This window comes from Streptomyces sp. SA15 (assembly GCF_002291145.1).
In the GTDB taxonomy this organism is placed as follows: domain Bacteria; phylum Actinomycetota; class Actinomycetes; order Streptomycetales; family Streptomycetaceae; genus Streptomyces.
The window spans coordinates 1-14,103 of sequence record NZ_NTGE01000197.1 but is presented as its reverse complement, the minus strand read 5'-3'; the positions used below and the strand labels follow the sequence as shown (position 1 = coordinate 14,103).

14 protein-coding genes and 2 pseudogenes are annotated in these 14,103 nt (G+C 71.8%); 7 read left to right on the top strand and 9 right to left on the bottom strand.

The genetic code is table 11. The annotated features are described in order from the left end of the window. Positions 1–3 precede the first annotated feature (3 nt). From CLM62_RS41980 to CLM62_RS41970, 3 genes are read right to left on the bottom strand one after another with little or no spacing between them, the layout of a single operon-like run. Positions 4–747 carry a metallophosphoesterase gene (locus CLM62_RS41980; protein ID WP_095755143.1) on the bottom strand — a complete coding sequence of 248 codons (744 nt, stop codon included), beginning with the start codon at positions 745–747 and terminating at the stop codon, positions 4–6. Continuing rightward, complete coding sequence (locus CLM62_RS41975) at positions 744–1,043, bottom strand: BON domain-containing protein (protein WP_095755142.1); 300 nt, start codon at positions 1,041–1,043, stop codon at positions 744–746. The genes CLM62_RS41980 and CLM62_RS41975 overlap by 4 nt, the downstream gene beginning before the upstream one ends. Continuing rightward, entirely contained in the window at positions 1,043–1,747 is a 705-nt protein-coding gene (locus CLM62_RS41970) for a nucleotidyltransferase domain-containing protein (RefSeq protein WP_095755141.1), read from the bottom strand. Before CLM62_RS41970 ends, CLM62_RS41975 begins: the two co-directional genes overlap by 1 nt. 165 nt (positions 1,748–1,912) lie before the next feature. Between CLM62_RS41970 and CLM62_RS41965 the strand changes: the two genes are divergently transcribed. Then, positions 1,913–2,224, top strand: coding sequence for a hypothetical protein (locus CLM62_RS41965; RefSeq protein ID WP_095755380.1), 312 nt, complete (start codon positions 1,913–1,915; stop codon positions 2,222–2,224). A 54-nt stretch (positions 2,225–2,278) separates the two neighbouring features. Here CLM62_RS41965 and CLM62_RS41960 read toward each other — a convergent pair whose 3' ends face one another. The 3 genes from CLM62_RS41960 to CLM62_RS41950 all read right to left on the bottom strand — a co-directional run bounded on the left by CLM62_RS41960 (position 2,279) and on the right by CLM62_RS41950 (position 4,674). Continuing rightward, positions 2,279–2,812, bottom strand: a complete 534-nt coding sequence (locus tag CLM62_RS41960) for a DoxX family protein (RefSeq protein ID WP_095755140.1) — start codon at positions 2,810–2,812, stop codon at positions 2,279–2,281. A gap of 58 nt (positions 2,813–2,870) precedes the next feature. Further along, a complete protein-coding gene (locus tag CLM62_RS41955) occupies positions 2,871–4,001 on the bottom strand; it encodes an acyltransferase family protein (protein ID WP_095755139.1) in 1,131 nt (376 codons plus the stop codon). A gap of 103 nt (positions 4,002–4,104) precedes the next feature. Continuing rightward, a complete protein-coding gene (locus tag CLM62_RS41950) occupies positions 4,105–4,674 on the bottom strand; it encodes a 3'-5' exonuclease (RefSeq protein ID WP_095755138.1) in 570 nt (189 codons plus the stop codon). Positions 4,675–4,950: 276 nt separating this feature from the next. On the opposite strand from CLM62_RS41950, the gene CLM62_RS41945 reads away from it, so the two are divergent. The 3 genes from CLM62_RS41945 to CLM62_RS41935 all read left to right on the top strand — a co-directional run bounded on the left by CLM62_RS41945 (position 4,951) and on the right by CLM62_RS41935 (position 8,122). Then, positions 4,951–6,951 (top strand): DUF1996 domain-containing protein, encoded by a 2,001-nt coding sequence (locus CLM62_RS41945; RefSeq protein WP_257004426.1) that lies wholly within the window; start codon positions 4,951–4,953, stop codon positions 6,949–6,951. A gap of 72 nt (positions 6,952–7,023) precedes the next feature. Next, positions 7,024–7,299 (top strand): hypothetical protein, encoded by a 276-nt coding sequence (locus CLM62_RS41940; protein WP_095755136.1) that lies wholly within the window; start codon positions 7,024–7,026, stop codon positions 7,297–7,299. A gap of 184 nt (positions 7,300–7,483) precedes the next feature. Continuing rightward, entirely contained in the window at positions 7,484–8,122 is a 639-nt protein-coding gene (locus tag CLM62_RS41935; protein WP_095755135.1) for a cyclopropane-fatty-acyl-phospholipid synthase family protein, read from the top strand. Positions 8,123–8,205: 83 nt separating this feature from the next. On the opposite strand, the pseudogene CLM62_RS41930 reads toward CLM62_RS41935, so the two are convergent. Then, positions 8,206–9,024 (bottom strand): annotated as a pseudogene (locus tag CLM62_RS41930) (FAD-dependent oxidoreductase); the annotation flags it as partial. On the opposite strand from CLM62_RS41930, the pseudogene CLM62_RS41925 reads away from it, so the two are divergent. The 3 genes and pseudogenes from CLM62_RS41925 to CLM62_RS41915 all read left to right on the top strand — a co-directional run. Next, a pseudogene (locus tag CLM62_RS41925) lies at positions 9,025–9,955 on the top strand (FAD-binding oxidoreductase); the annotation flags it as partial. Positions 9,956–10,058: 103 nt separating this feature from the next. After that, a complete protein-coding gene (locus CLM62_RS41920; RefSeq protein ID WP_095755133.1) occupies positions 10,059–10,940 on the top strand; it encodes a YegS/Rv2252/BmrU family lipid kinase in 882 nt (293 codons plus the stop codon). Positions 10,941–11,056: 116 nt separating this feature from the next. Next, a complete protein-coding gene (locus CLM62_RS41915) occupies positions 11,057–12,778 on the top strand; it encodes a hypothetical protein (protein ID WP_095755132.1) in 1,722 nt (573 codons plus the stop codon). Between the two features lie 62 nt (positions 12,779–12,840). Here CLM62_RS41915 and CLM62_RS41910 read toward each other — a convergent pair whose 3' ends face one another. Together CLM62_RS41910 and CLM62_RS41905 are read right to left on the bottom strand one after the other, a co-directional pair. After that, on the bottom strand, positions 12,841–13,482 hold the full coding sequence (locus CLM62_RS41910) for a cutinase family protein (RefSeq protein ID WP_095755131.1): 642 nt from the start codon (positions 13,480–13,482) through the stop codon (positions 12,841–12,843). Between the two features lie 147 nt (positions 13,483–13,629). Further along, on the bottom strand, positions 13,630–14,103 hold a 474-nt coding region (locus CLM62_RS41905; RefSeq protein ID WP_179382457.1), incomplete at its 5' end, for a CdaR family transcriptional regulator.

The following is a 14,103-nucleotide window of genomic DNA, read 5'->3' as shown; positions in this document are numbered from 1 at the left end:
GCGTCAGCCGGTGTCGATCTCCGTGTCGATGTGCAGCTGGTACACGTTGAACGCCCGCCGGATGACCGGCTGGGCCACGTTCCGCACCCGTACGCCACCCGCCGTCATCCCGTGCTCCGAGCCCATGTGGGCGTGGCCGTGGACGGACAGGTCGGCGCCGGCCATGTCGATCGCCTCGGCCAGCAGGTAGCTGCCGAGGAACGGGTAGATCTCCGGCGGCTCACCGGCGAGAGTGTCGGCGACAGGGGAGAAGTGGGTGAGCGCGATCCGTAGCGCGCAGCCTTGCCGGTCCAGTTCCTCCAATGCGGCGCGCAGTCCGTCCGCGCTGCGCCGGGTGTAGCGGACGAACGCCTTCATCAGCGGCTCGCCGAACTCTCCGGCGCTGCGTCCGACGAACCCGCCGCCGAAGCCCTTGGTGCCGGCGATGCCGACGCGTGTTCCGTCGCACTCCACCACCGTGCCCTCGCCCTCCAGCACCGTCACGCCCGCCTCCTGGAGGATGCCGGTGACCTTGTCGGGCTGCTCGTCGTGGTGGTCGTGGTTGCCGAGCACCGCCACGACCGGCACCGGCAGCCCCCGTACCTCCTGGGCCACCACCCGCGCCTCCTCCGGCGTGCCGTGGCGGGTGAGGTCGCCGGCCAGCAGCAACAGGTCGGCACGGTCGTGCAGGGTCTCGAAGGCGGGCCGCAGCCGACCCTGGGTGTCGGGCCCCATGTGGATGTCCCCCACGGCGGCGACGCGGATCATGGCAGGTCCTCCGCATGGTCGGGGGAGGCGTTGTCCGCCACCACGACATCGGTGTGCACGGCGAGCCCGGCCAGCGCCTCGTGGACGGTCCGCAGCAGCGTCTCGCGGCACTGCTCCGAGGGGACCGTGCCGGTCACCACGACCGCGCCGGCCCGCACCTCGGCCCGTACGCCCAGCTCGCCGAGTTCCTCCGCGGCCAGCCGGTCGCGCAGGTGGGCGACACGGTATTCGGCGTTCTCGGCCGTGCCGGCGGCGTCGCCGGCTGTGCCCGCGTGGTCCGCGACGGGCTCGGTCATCACTGCTTCTCCTTCGGCCTCGACTCCCTCGGCCTCGGTGGAATGATCTCCAGCCGCTCCAGGAAGTAGAAGAACGCGTCGGGCATCGGGGCGTCCCCACAGGCATGGCGTACGGCGTCCCAGTCGACCTTCTCCCGCAGCGTGCGGGCGATGGGCAGAACCGCCCCGAAGTCGCAGTGGTGCTCGGAGAAGGCGGCCACGAGGCTGTGCACCAGGTCGGTCGGCGACAGGACCGGCATGAAGACCGAGTCGACCGACAGCTCCTCGGCCCGCGCCAGCAGTTCCGTCGTGACCGGCTGGTGGGCCAGTTCGAAGATCAGGTCGACCTGCTGTCCGAGGCAGTTGGCCTTGAGCAGCCAGTCCTCCGGTGGCGCGTACACCGGCAGGCCGGCCTCGCGGAGCGTCTCGGTGACGGCTTCCGCGTCCTCGGGCCGGAAGCAGAAGTCGACGTCGTGCTGGAGGTTCTGGGTGCCGCCGTGGGCGTACACGGCGACGCTGCCGGCGAGGGCGAAGGCGTGACCCTTCCGCTTCAGGATCGAGGCGACCTGCTTGGTGGCCTGCAGGATGGCCTGGTTGCGGTCCAGGGGCAGATCCTCCGCGAGTGCCTCGTTCTGCGGGACGAGCTGGGGGTCTCCCGAGGCCAGACGCAGCTCCGCGACGCCGGCGTGCTGGTCGAGTGCGTGGTCATCGGCGTGCTGCGTCACCGCTGCCCCCTTTCCTGGCCGGCCCGTCGCCCGGTCCGTAGCAGGGCTTCCCTGGTCGAAGGGCCGTGACGGAGGCCCGAGTACCCGGTGCTCCGGCTTCGACACGAACGCCGTACGGAAGGCGCAGTGCATCACTTCCGGCTGATTTCCGGGCACTCGTGCCTCATGGAACACAGGCATCAGCAGCAGCCGGTTTCGTCCGAGGAGCGCTCGGTCGTCGAGCGGCTCGCACCGGTCTGGCTGGAGGAGACCGCACGGCACGACAGCTCCGCGGCCCGCGAGGCCCGCGCCGGATGGGAGCGGGGCCTGCTCTCGGACGAGGCCGCGGAGAACCTGGCCCACTGGGTCACCGCCCGGGTCACCGACACGGGCTTCAACGAGGACGAGGGCCGGCACGTCGAGGGTCCCGTCCGGATCACTCCCGCGGACAAGGAGAAGATCCACCGCTGGCTGACGGCGCAGGGGCACACCGTCTGACGTACCCCTGCGGCCCTACCCCCTGCGGCCCATCGGCCGCCCTGGCCAGGGCGGTCAGGCGGGCAGGCGCGCCCGCAGGCGTCCGGCAGCGGCGGCGGGCCGTGCGGTGGCATGCACCGAGCGGCGTACCAGGTTCGCCTCGCGCCGCAGGTCATGGGCGGTGTGCCGGCCGCGCCACCACAAGGAGGGGTGGCCGGCGGTGTCGTCGGCCGCGATGAGCAGGCCGCCGAGCATCGAGAGATTCTTCAGGAAGTGGATGCGCTGCTGGGCCCGCTCCTCCGGATCCTCGGCCTCCCAGAAGCGGTGCCCGGCCAGCGTGGTGGGGACGAGGGTGGCGGCGATGGCCAGGGCCGCCACCCGGGGAACCCGGCCGATGCCGAGCAGGACGCCCGCCGCGACCTGCACGGCGCCGTTGAGACGTACGAGCTGTTCGGTGCGGTCCGGCAGGGCCTCGACGCGTTCGGTGACCGGTTGGACGACGGGTTCGGCCGCGGGCGCCACCTCTTCGGGCGCGAGAAGGGAGCTGAGGCCGCCGGAGACGAACATGGAGGCGAGCATGGGGCGGCCGACCAAGCGCAAGAGACTCATGACCCTCTCCAGAATGTGGGTGCCTGCTGCCGTCCCCGGGTTCCCGACGGGGACGGGCTCATTCGACACCGACACGCCGTTGCAGAGACGACGCCGTTGTCGTACGGCGGGCCGCCGCTCCCTGGAAGAACCACGTCATCCTCGGCTCCACCGCGAACCGGAAGACCCGGCGCACCCCAGAGGTGCACAACAAGGTCACGACCACGGCGGCCACGACCGAGACGGCGGCCACCCCCACCGGACCGTGCACCCACGCGTGGTCGTACACATGCAGGGGCTTGACGCCCTGGACGACGAAGCCGTGCAGCAGATAGCCGTACAGCGTGCCCGCGCCGAGCGCCGTGAACCACATGCGGCGTCGGGGCACCAGGGCGAGGAAACAGATCACCAGGACCGTGGAGCAGCCGAAGACCGCGAGCGTCATCAGGGGCCCGGCCCACACCGGCGCCCCGATCTGCTCGGCGCTGTCGCGGTGGTAGAACCAGGCGGGGCTCATGTACGGGCGCGACCAGTAGGCGACGGCGAAAGCCGACACGAGAATCGGCAGGGCCAGGACGCGCACGGTGCGATGCCGCACCAGCTGGAAGTGCTCCGGTTTCAGACACAGACCCAGCACGAAGTACGGCAGGAACTGCAGAGCCCGCTGCAGATCCAGGTCCTCGCCGATGGCCGGCGACACGGTGGCCAGCATCGCGACGCCCAGCGCGAGCGGCAGCGGGCCGCGCACGATCCGCCACAACGGGGTGGTCAGCCGCCAGATGAACAACGCCGCCAGGAACCACGTCAGATACAGCGGTTCGAGCACGCTGATCGGCCGGTCCGGCACGTTGTCGCTCCACCTCGTGAACAGGGTGTAGGCGACCTCGAAGATCACATACGGCAGGGCCACGCCGGTCACCAGGCGCTGGATGCGCCTCGGGGCCGCGTCGAAGCCGCGGGAGAAATAGCCGGCGATGATGATGAACGCCGGCATGTGGAAGGCGTACACCGTCGTGTAGAGCGCGGTGACGACCTTGCTGTCGGCGCGCAACGGCTCCCAGGCGTGCCCGACCGCCACCAGCACGATGGCCAGGTACTTCGCGTTGTCGAAGAACGCGTCCCGGTTCCCTGCCGGTTCGGCGCCGCCCGCCTCCTTGGCCGGGTCGGCGTGTCTTGCGCGGGTACTCGTCGAGGGATCACTCTGCGGCATCCCGGTCGGCTGACCGATTCCGCGCCGCGTAAACGTGTGTCGTTTCTCGCGCCGGGCACCGAACGCGTCCCTCCTGCAACTCGGCCACCAGCAGTGCCGTACCTCACATGCGCGGCCAGCCGCCCCGCCCGGCCAGTTGGAGGACGAGGGCCGCGATGTTCCAGGCATCGTCCTCGCCGCGATGGTGGCGCCCTTCGAGCGGCAGCCCCGCGATCCGCAACGCCTGCGCCATCCCGGGGCGTTTGCGCAGGCCGCGTGCCTCGGTGAAGACCGCCTTGGCGTTGGTGTGGCTCCGGCCGAAGGGGTACGGCGTGCCCGTGGCCCGGCACTGCCGGACGAACTGGTGACGGTCGTAGTCGCCCCAACTCGCCCAAGGCCGGGCACCCGACCGGTGTTCCGTCGCCAGCAGCCGGCACGCCTCGGGGAAGGACACGCCGCCCTCGACCTCGTCCTGGGTGAGACCGGTCAGCTCCGTGCAGAAGGCGCCGACCGTGGACCGTACGGGCCGTACCAGAATCCGGTGGCGCCCGACCCGCTCCGCGGCGTCCAGGTCGACCACGGTCAATCCGATCTCGATGATCTCGCTGACCACGCCCGGGGGCGGCGAGTCGGGCCAGCAGGTGGCTTCGACGTCCACGACGTTCAACAGGCGCCCGGCTCCCTCGCTGTTCATGGCGGAAGACTAGGGACGAGATCATGTGCGCGGCACCTCGTTTTCCGTGCTCAGGGCGCCGGAACGGCAGCCCGGGCGCGGTCGACCGCGCCCGGGCTTGTAAGAGACTCCTGTGAATTTCCGAGCCGTTTGAACACGCGAGGTCTCTCCTCCGTATGGGGGCGGGGGATTTCCATGCTCGGACGGCCCGACACGCGCAGGAGTACTTCCGTGGGACGCAATAGACGCAGACGCCCGACAGGCACACAACGTGCGACCTTTGCCGCAGTGGCACTGATGCTCGGCGGTGGAGGGCTGGTGGCGGCCAATGTGTACGCCTCGGCGACCGAAGGCGACCCGGGCAGCGGCGTGTCGGCCCAGCAGTCCGGCGACGCGGAGTCCGGCCGGACCACGGGAGCCGCGACGATCGACTGCCCCGACGTCGGGGCCGAGTTGACCGAGGTGCCTCAGGGGGCGAGGGCGGAGGTCGACAAGGACCTCGCGCTCCTCGACCAGCAGATAGCGGACGCGTACGGGCAGTTGCGGGATCCGGCACGGGCGGCGCAGGGCGACTCCGGTGCTGTCGGCAGCGAGATCATCGATCCGCTGAAGGAGGAACGCGCCGCGACGATCGAGCGCATCGCCGCCGCCATCGACCGGGTGGGAGAGCGCCCGGAGGGCCTCGACACCTTGGCGGCCTGCGAACTTCGCCCGACCGGCGACCAGGTCGACGCGGCGAACGGCGACGCGGCCGACGGCGACCAGGCGAACGGCGACCAGTCCGAGGACGCGAACGGCGGCCAGGACGAGGCGGACAACTCCCAGGACGGGGCGGGCAACGCCGAGGGTGGTCAGGAGCAGCCGCAGGGCAACGGCCCCGTCGCCGCCGACTACGCCGACATCAAGACCGCCCCGGTCACCGGTCAGAGCCCCGCTCCCGGGGCGGACGCCTCGCGCGGCACCTTCGTCACCGACTGCGGCGTCAACGAGAACGGCCTGTTCAACTCGGACAACGTGATCGTCGCCCCCGGTGTCACCAACGGCGCCCACCACTTCCACGACTACGTCGGCAACCAGGCCAACAACGCCTTCGCCGACGACCAGGAACTGGCGAACGGCGACACGAGCTGCCAGGACCAGGGCGACAAGTCCTCCTACTACTGGCCTGTCGTGCGGTTGCAGAACGGCACGCAGGAGCAGGACGCCGACGCCCCCGGAGGCGGCATCGAGGGCAACGTCGGCGAGATCGTGACGCCCAAGGCGGTCACCCTCACCTTCGTCGGCAACCCGCGGAGCAAGGTCACGGCCATGCCCCGGCTGCTGCGCGTCATCACCGGCGACGCCAAGGCGTTCGTCAACGGAACCGCCAACGCCAACGCCTCCTGGAGCTGCACGGGCTTCGAGGACCGGCAGTTGAAGGACAAGTACCCGCTCTGTCCGCAGGGCAGCGACGTGGTGCGCACCTTCAAGTTCCAGAGCTGCTGGGACGGACGCAACGCCGACAGCGCCAACCACCGTACGCACGTGGCGTTCGCGCAGGCCGACGGCTCCTGCCCCGAGGGCTTCAAGGCCATCCCGCAGCTGGTCCAGCGCATCGTCTACGACGTCGACGCGCCGAGCCTGAAGGACGGCGGGCGGACGACTCCGCTGTTCGCCGTCGACTCCTTCCCCGAGCAGCTGCACAAGCCCGTCACCGACCACGGCGACTTCATCAACATCTTCGACGAGTCCCTCATGCGGGACATGGTCGACTGCATCAACGACGGCCGCCGGTGCGGCGCGGGCGCGAACGAGGGCGGCGGCGACGGCTCGGGCAATGAGGAGCCGGAGCAGCCCCAGGAGCAGCCGAAGCCGACCCCCGACGCCCCGGGCGGCGGGAACGACGGCGAGAAGCCCGGCGGTGACGAGAAGCCCGGCGGTTCCGGTTCCGCGGACAAGCCGACCGTGGCCCCCGCGACCAGCGCGCCGGCCCCGGCGAAGCCGGACGACGGCGCGCCCACCGCACCCGACGCCGACGAACCCAAGGCCGACGCCACGCCCACGCCCGCACAAGGCGCCGCCGAGACATCGCCCGAGGCCTGGACGAGGGACCAGGCCGACGGTCCGGCGGACGAGGCCGGCAGCCCGTCGGCCACGGCCGCCGCCGCGGAGTCTCCCGCCGGTTCGCAGACCGAACCGCAGGCGACGGGAGGCGGGCTCGCCGACACCGGCACCCAGCTGTGGCCGGCCGCCGCCGGTGCGGTCCTCCTGATCTCCGGTTTCGTCCTCCTCCGGCGCACCAGGCGCGGTTCCCAGTGAGGCCGATCCGGTCGGCGTACGGCCGAGCGCTCGACGCGCGGAACGGCGGCACCCTGCCTACCATCACTTCACGTGGGACACGTATTCGACGAGCTCGTGGCGAAGCAGCGGGCGGCGGACCAGGCGCACAACCGCGTCGCCGAGCTGCGCCACACGTACGGGCCGCCCGCCGCCCACAAGTGGAACAAGCAGCAGACGGTGACGTACGAGACCGCGGTGCGCGCCTGGCGTGACCTCGACCGCGACGTCCAGTCCGCGGTGACGGAGTACGCCAAGGAGCGGGGCCGGCCTCGGCAGGAGGTACAGGCGGACGTGCAGACGGCCGTGGGGCACGCCGGTCCGGAGTAGGACGCACCCAGGCGGAGTGGGGCCCAATGCCCGAAAGGGAGGCGGGCCCCACTTGTTTGCCGTAGCGGCAAGTTCGTTTGCTCGCTGCCCTGTCACGGCGGAGGCTTCTTGGCAACGGGACGCACGAGTCTCACGCTCGCCCGCACCCGTCCACGACCAGCCGTGTTCCGTTCAGGAGGGGCCCATGACCGACATCCGACCGACCCAGGCCGCCGAGTTCTGGGAGACCCGCTACCAGGGCGTCGAGCGCATCTGGAGCGGCCGCCCCAATCCGCTGCTGGTACGCGAGGTAAGGGGCCTCGAACCCGGCACGGCACTCGACCTGGGGTGCGGCGAGGGGGCGGACGCGGTGTGGCTGGCGTCGCAAGGCTGGCGGGTCACGGGAGTCGACATCTCGCGTACGGCCCTGGAGCGCGCGGCCGGGCACGCCGCCGAGGCCGGTGTGGGCGACCGCATCTCGTGGGAGCGGCACGAGCTCGGCGTGACGTTTCCGGAGGGCTCCTTCGACCTGGTCAGCGCTCAGTTCCTGCAGTCCCCGGTGCCCTGGGACCAGGACGGAGCCCTACGACGGGCCGCCGCGGCCGTGGCACAGGGCGGCACGCTGCTGATCGTGATGCACGCCGGCTGGCCGTCGTGGCAGGACGAACCGCCCTTCGACGCCGAGTTCCCCACGCTGGAGGGCACGCTGGCGGCACTCGCGCTGCCGGAGGAGAGCTGGAGCGTGGAAACACTGGACACGGTCCGGAAGCAGAGCGTTTCCCCGGAGGGGGTCGAGGGCTTCCGCGAGGACAACGTGTGGCGGATCCGGCGCACGGGCGCCTGAGCGGCCGGCAGCCGGAGGCCATCCCGTTGGCGGCCGGAGGCCACCCGTCCGGCCGCCCGTCGTCCGTCACCCCGCCCCCGCCGTCAGCCCCGCTCCGCCAAGACCTCGCCCACAACCTCGCGCGCGACCTCCAGCGCCTCCGCCCGGTCCTCCGGCACCAGCCCGATGCGGGTGCGCCGCTCGAGCAGGTCGTCCGCGTCGAGCGCCCCCTCGTGGCGTACCGCCCACAGGAGTTCGGCGCGGGTGACCGGATGACCCGGCAGCACGGGTTCGCCGAGGCGGGGGTCGCGGGTGCCGAGCGCGTGGACGGACGGTGCCTCGGTGCCGTAGCGCCGGACCAGACGGCCGGGCGTCCGCAGGGCGCCGAGGACGTGGGGCGCTGCGGCGCCGACGAGCGGGAGCGAGGCGGTCGCAGACGGCCCGGCGCGGAGGCGGCGGGCGGAGACGGCGGCGTCGACGGCGTCCTCGGCCATGCGCCGGTAGGTGGTGAGCTTGCCGCCCACCACGGTGATCACACCGTCAGGCGAGGTGAGCACCGCGTGTCGGCGGGAGATGTCGGCGGTCCTGGCCGCCGTACCGTCGGGTGTCGTGTCCAGCAGGGGGCGCAGCCCGGCGAACGCCCCGACGACGTCGCCGCGGTGGACCGGGATGTCCAGGACGCAGCCGAGCACGTCGAGCAGGAAGCCGATGTCGGTCTCGGGTGCCTCCGGCACGTCCGGGATGTCGCCCTCGACGGGTTCGTCGGTGAGCCCGGCGTAGACCCGGCCGTCGCCCTGGGGCAGGACGAGGACGAAACGGTTGCTCTCCCCGGGGACCGGGATGTGCAGTCCCGTGGGCAGCGGGCCGAGGTGCTCCGAGCGCAGCACGAGGTGGGTGCCGCGCGACGGCCGTATCCGGATGCCGAGATGGTGCTGGGACCTCACCCTCGCCACACCCGAGGGCACCCTCGACACCGGCCGTGCCCCGCGCACGGCGGCCGGCCCCGACCTGCGCCAGCTCGTGCTCGGCTCCGAAGGGGCGTTCGGCGTGATCACCTCCGTGACCGTCCGGATCCGCCCCGTCCCGCAGGTCCGCGTCTACGAAGGCTGGCGCTTCGCCTCCTTCGAGGCGGGGGCCGCCGCCCTGCGCCGGCTCGCCCAGGACGGACCCCGGCCGACCGTCCTGCGGCTGTCCGACGAGACCGAGACGCTGATCGGCCTCGCCCGGCCCGACGCCATCGGCTCCCTGGACGCGCGGCAGGCCGCCGGATGCACGGCGATCGCCGGCTTCGAGGGCACGGAGGAGGACACCGCGTACCGCCGGAACCGTGCCGCGGCCGTCCTGCGCGACTGCGGCGGAACCCCTCTGGGCGAGGAGCCGGGACAGCGCTGGGCCCAAGGCCGCTACTCCGCCCCTTACCTGCGCGACTCCCTGCTCGACGCCGGGGCGTTCGCCGAGACGCTGGAGACGGCGACCTTCTGGTCCCGGATCCCCGAGCTGTACGCCTCCGTCCGCGACGCGCTGACCGCCACGCTCACCGGCGCCGTCACCCCGCCCCTGGTCATGTGCCACATCTCCCACGTCTACGAGAACGGCGCCTCGCTGTACTTCACGGTGGTCTGCGCCCAGGGCGACGACGCCCTGGCGCCCTGGACACGGGCCAAACACGCCGCGAGCGAGGCGATCCTCGCCGCGGGCGGCACGATCAGCCATCACCACGGCGTGGGCACCGACCACCGGGACTGGTACGTCCGGGAAGCGGGCCCCCTCGGCGTCGAGGCCCTGCGCGCCGTCAAGCGGCGACTGGACCCGGCCGGGCTGCTCAACCCCGGTGTCCTGCTCCCCGCGGACTGACTCTCACCCTGCCCGCCGTACGACTCAACCGGCGCCCGCTCTACGACCTCAACCCGCGCCCGCACCCTACGACTCACCCCCCGCCCGCCCCGGAGGCACACCGATGCGACAGTTCACCGCCGTCGTCAACCCCACCGCGGGCGGATCCACCGGAGCCGCGGCGCTGCTCGGTGTGGCGCGCCTGCTGCGGGAGGCCGGCGCCGCACTCGAGACCGAGTACAGCCGCAGCCTGACCCACGCCCAGGAACTGGCCCGGCACGCCGGGGAGCGGGGACGGGTGGTACTCGCAGTCGGCGGCGACGGCATCACCGGGGGCGTCGGGGGAGCCCTCAGCGGCACCGGCACGCTGTTCGGCATCGTCCCCGCGGGCCGCGGCAACGACTTCGCCCGGGCACTCGGACTGCCCACCGCCCCGGCCGACTTGGCCCGCATCCTGCTTCACAACGAACCGAGCCCGGTCGACACCATCGAGCTCCACTCGGCCGTGCACGACGGCACGGTCGTCCTCGGCAGCGTGTACGCCGGTGTCGACGCGGTCGCCAACCGCCACGCCAACACCGCGAAACTCCTGCGCGGCACCGCCTCCTACTACGCGGGCGGACTGCGGGCCGTCACCACCTGGCGTCCCGCGCGCTACCGGGTCACCGTCGACGGCGTGGAACACCCGCACACCGGCTACACGGTCGTGGCCGCCAACTCCGGCTACTACGGCTCGGGCCGCGTCATAGCCCCCGACGCCCGCATGGACGACGGCCTCCTGGACATCGTGATGATCGCCGAGGCGCCGCGCCGGCTGTTCTTCGCCCTCATGAACGAGCTCAGGACAGGCGCCCACGTCCACCGGCCCCAAGTGCGCATCCTGCGCGGCAAGGAGATCCGTATCGAGGCCGACCGCGCGGTGCCCTACGGCGCCGACGGCGAGGTCGAGGCCGTCCTCCCGGTCACCGCCAAGGTGCTGCCCGGAGCGCTCAGCGTGCTGCGCTGACGCACGGGCTCTGTGTGGGCAGGCTCTGTGTGGGCTGGTGACAAAGGATCCCGAGGGGTCTGCGTTCCTGTGAGCACCGCCTGAGCGGGAAGTCGCCCTCGCCCTACCGTCCGGCTATGAACACGAGTCGCAGCAGAGTGAGAACGTGGCGATGCGCCGCGCTGGCGGCGCTGCTGACCGCGGGCGGGCTCACGGCCGCCGCCCCGGACGCGCAGGCACGGGACGAGCGCACGGAAACGCCCGTCGCGTCGACGTCCCCGGTCGACGGGGTGAGCGAGTCGGTGGTGCGCGTGAAGGTGCCGCTGCCGGCGTCCTTCGGGGCGCGTCCGCAGGCGTGCGACTGGCTGTCGTACCTGCGCTACCGCTCCTCCGGCGGGCCGGACGCGTCGGCCGACGCCGACCGGATCCTCGTCGCCCAGCCGGGCATCCTGGAGGGCGCCGGGGCGTTCGACAGCGTCGCCCGCAACACCGTGGCGCGGGCCGCCGAACAGGGCAGGCACATCGAGTTCTGGGCCCTGGACCGGCGCTCCAACTGCCTGGAGGACCGCACCGGAATCGCCTCCGGCGACCAGCACACGGCCGTCGACTACTACTACCGGGACAAGCAGGTCGCCGGCCGGACCTTCGACGGCTTCGTCGGCAACGACCGGCTGGGCTGGATGGCCGAGCTGGGCATCGAACAGACCGTCCGCGACGAATACGACCTGCTCACCGCCGAGTTACCCGACCAGGGGTTGCGCAAGCAGAAGATGCTGTGCGGCGGACACTCACTGGGCGGCGTGATCACCGGCTACTTCGCGACCGCCGACTTCGACGGCGACCGCACCACCACCGCGGACGCCGGACACCGCCAGTGCGCCGGCTACTTCGCCCTCGACACCACCGTCTCCACCTCCCTGGCCGACCTGAGCGGCAGCATCCCGGACGACACCAACCTGCCGGACATCGGCCTCGGTCACGCCGCCGTGCAGAGGGGCCTCGACACCGGAGTGCTGCCGCGCTCCCTGTCCGCGCCGGTCCTGCTCAACCCCGAGACCATGACCCTGCTCGCCATCGCCGGCCTGGGCACCCTCCAAGACGCCGACGGCGAGGCCGACCTGCCCCGCTACCTGCCCTCCAGCGTCAACATCGAGGCCACCAACCGCTTCCTGTTCTCCAAGGACACCGCCACGTTCCTCACCGGCTCACCCGGCGTGAAGGACTTCCGGCTCACCAACGCGGCCGTGCTCGGAGCCCTGATGGACGACCACTCCGTACCGCTGGCGTTCCTGCAGACCAGCGTGGGCTTCTTCGACGGCGGACCGATCGCCGACAAGAACTTCCCCGCGGCCAACGGCAGCGATCAGCAGCCGGGGCTGTTCGGCACCGAGTACAAGGCCATCCCCGACCGTCCCCACGGACCGCTGTACACCTGGCGCGATTACGACCGTGTCGGCGACCGCGACGACCCGGGCCACCGGTCGGCCGACGGCACGCCGTTCACCTCGGCCGGCAAGGAGGTCACCGACATCCGGGAGCTGGCCCGCAGCCTGGCGGAGCTGCCGCTGGACTTCACCGAACAGTACTTCCCCACCAAGCTGGTCACCGACCTCCAGCTCGCCACCTCACCCCAGGTGAAGCGGCTCGTCGTCCACCCCGAGGGCATCGAGGCCAACCCGACCCTCACGGTGCTCGCGGGCGACGGCCTGCTGGCGGGCCGCGTCCCGCCCGACCTGAACCCCGTGGTCGCCGACGGCTACCAGCACCTCGACGTACTGACCGCGGCGCCCGTACAGAACAACGGCAGGCCCGAGCCCGTGTCCACCAACCTCGCCCGGTTCGCACGGTCACCCCAATAGCTGTCCCCGCACGGCCGTGGGCCCGGGAGGAGATCCTCCCGGGCCCACAGACTTTGTACGGCTCAGACCTTGCCCGCGGCGAAGGCGGCCGCCGCGTCGGCGTCGTCCCGGTAGCTGAGGTGCGCTCCCGTGTCACCACCGCCGTTCTCGCAGACGGGGTCGCCCTCGGCGCAGATGTCGAAGGTGCGGCTCTGGTACGTGCCGGTCACGCTCTTGCCGAGAGCACGGATCGGGTTGCCGAACAGCAGCACCGCGGCGACCTTCGGTTCGACCGCGGCGGGAAGGGTGGCCACGATCGGGCTGCCGACCACCGCGCCGGCGCTGCTGATGCCGATGGAATTGTCGACGACATTCGCGCCCTGCGAATAGCCCACCAGAACGAAACGCTGATTCGGGCAGGCCGCCGCCTGACTATTGACATGGTTCACCAGGTCCCTGTTGCCCTGCGCGGCCGAGGTCAGGGAAAGATTGGCGGGATAGTCCACCGCATAGCTGGAAAGGGTTTTTCCGGTCAGTTTCTTTTCCAGGGCGGAGAACACCGGATCGCCCACTATCAGGCCGAGCCTGCCCGGTTCGAAGGTGCCGCGGGCCGCGACAACGTCAATGTCCGAGCAGGGGGCCGCCGACGCCGTGGGCGCCGAGAGGGTGGCCAGTCCGGCTCCGCCGACCAGCGAGAGCGCGGCGAGGCATAAGCGGATACGCATGGGAATCCTTCGCGTGCGGGGCGCGTGATGCGCCTGTGAAAAGGACGTCCCGAACGTATTCGCGTCTCCCTCCGGAGTGTTATGGACGGGATTATGGAATTGCCGCAGCTTTTTGTGCCCACATGAGTATGGGGCGCACGGACCGATTCATCGGTTGCCCGCCTGCTCCCGCAATGCCTCGGCGCGCAGCGCGAGGACGAGATCCAGGCGGGCGTCCGGGTCGTGCAGGGCGTCACCGAAGAGCTTCTCCAGCTGCCGGAGCCGGTAGCGGACCGTCTGCGGGTGGACGTGCAGCCGGGCGGCGACGTCGGGGACGTTGCTGCCGCTGAGCAGCCAGGCCAGCAGCGTCTCGGCGAGCCGCGGACGCTGCCCCGCCGAGACCGAGTCGAGCGGGGACAGGACGCGCGCCTGCAACTGGCCCAGCAGCGGCTCGTCGCCGTACAGCAGCAGCGTCGAGAGATGGTCCGCACACCGCACCACGCCCTGCCGGGGGAGGACCCCGAGCCCCATCAGCCCCAGCGCCCGGGTGGCCCAGTGCAGCGACCGCGCGGCCTCGGCGAGCGGGACCGTCGGACCGATCGCGGCCGGACGGCCGCGCAGCGCGAGGGCGAACGCCCGGCC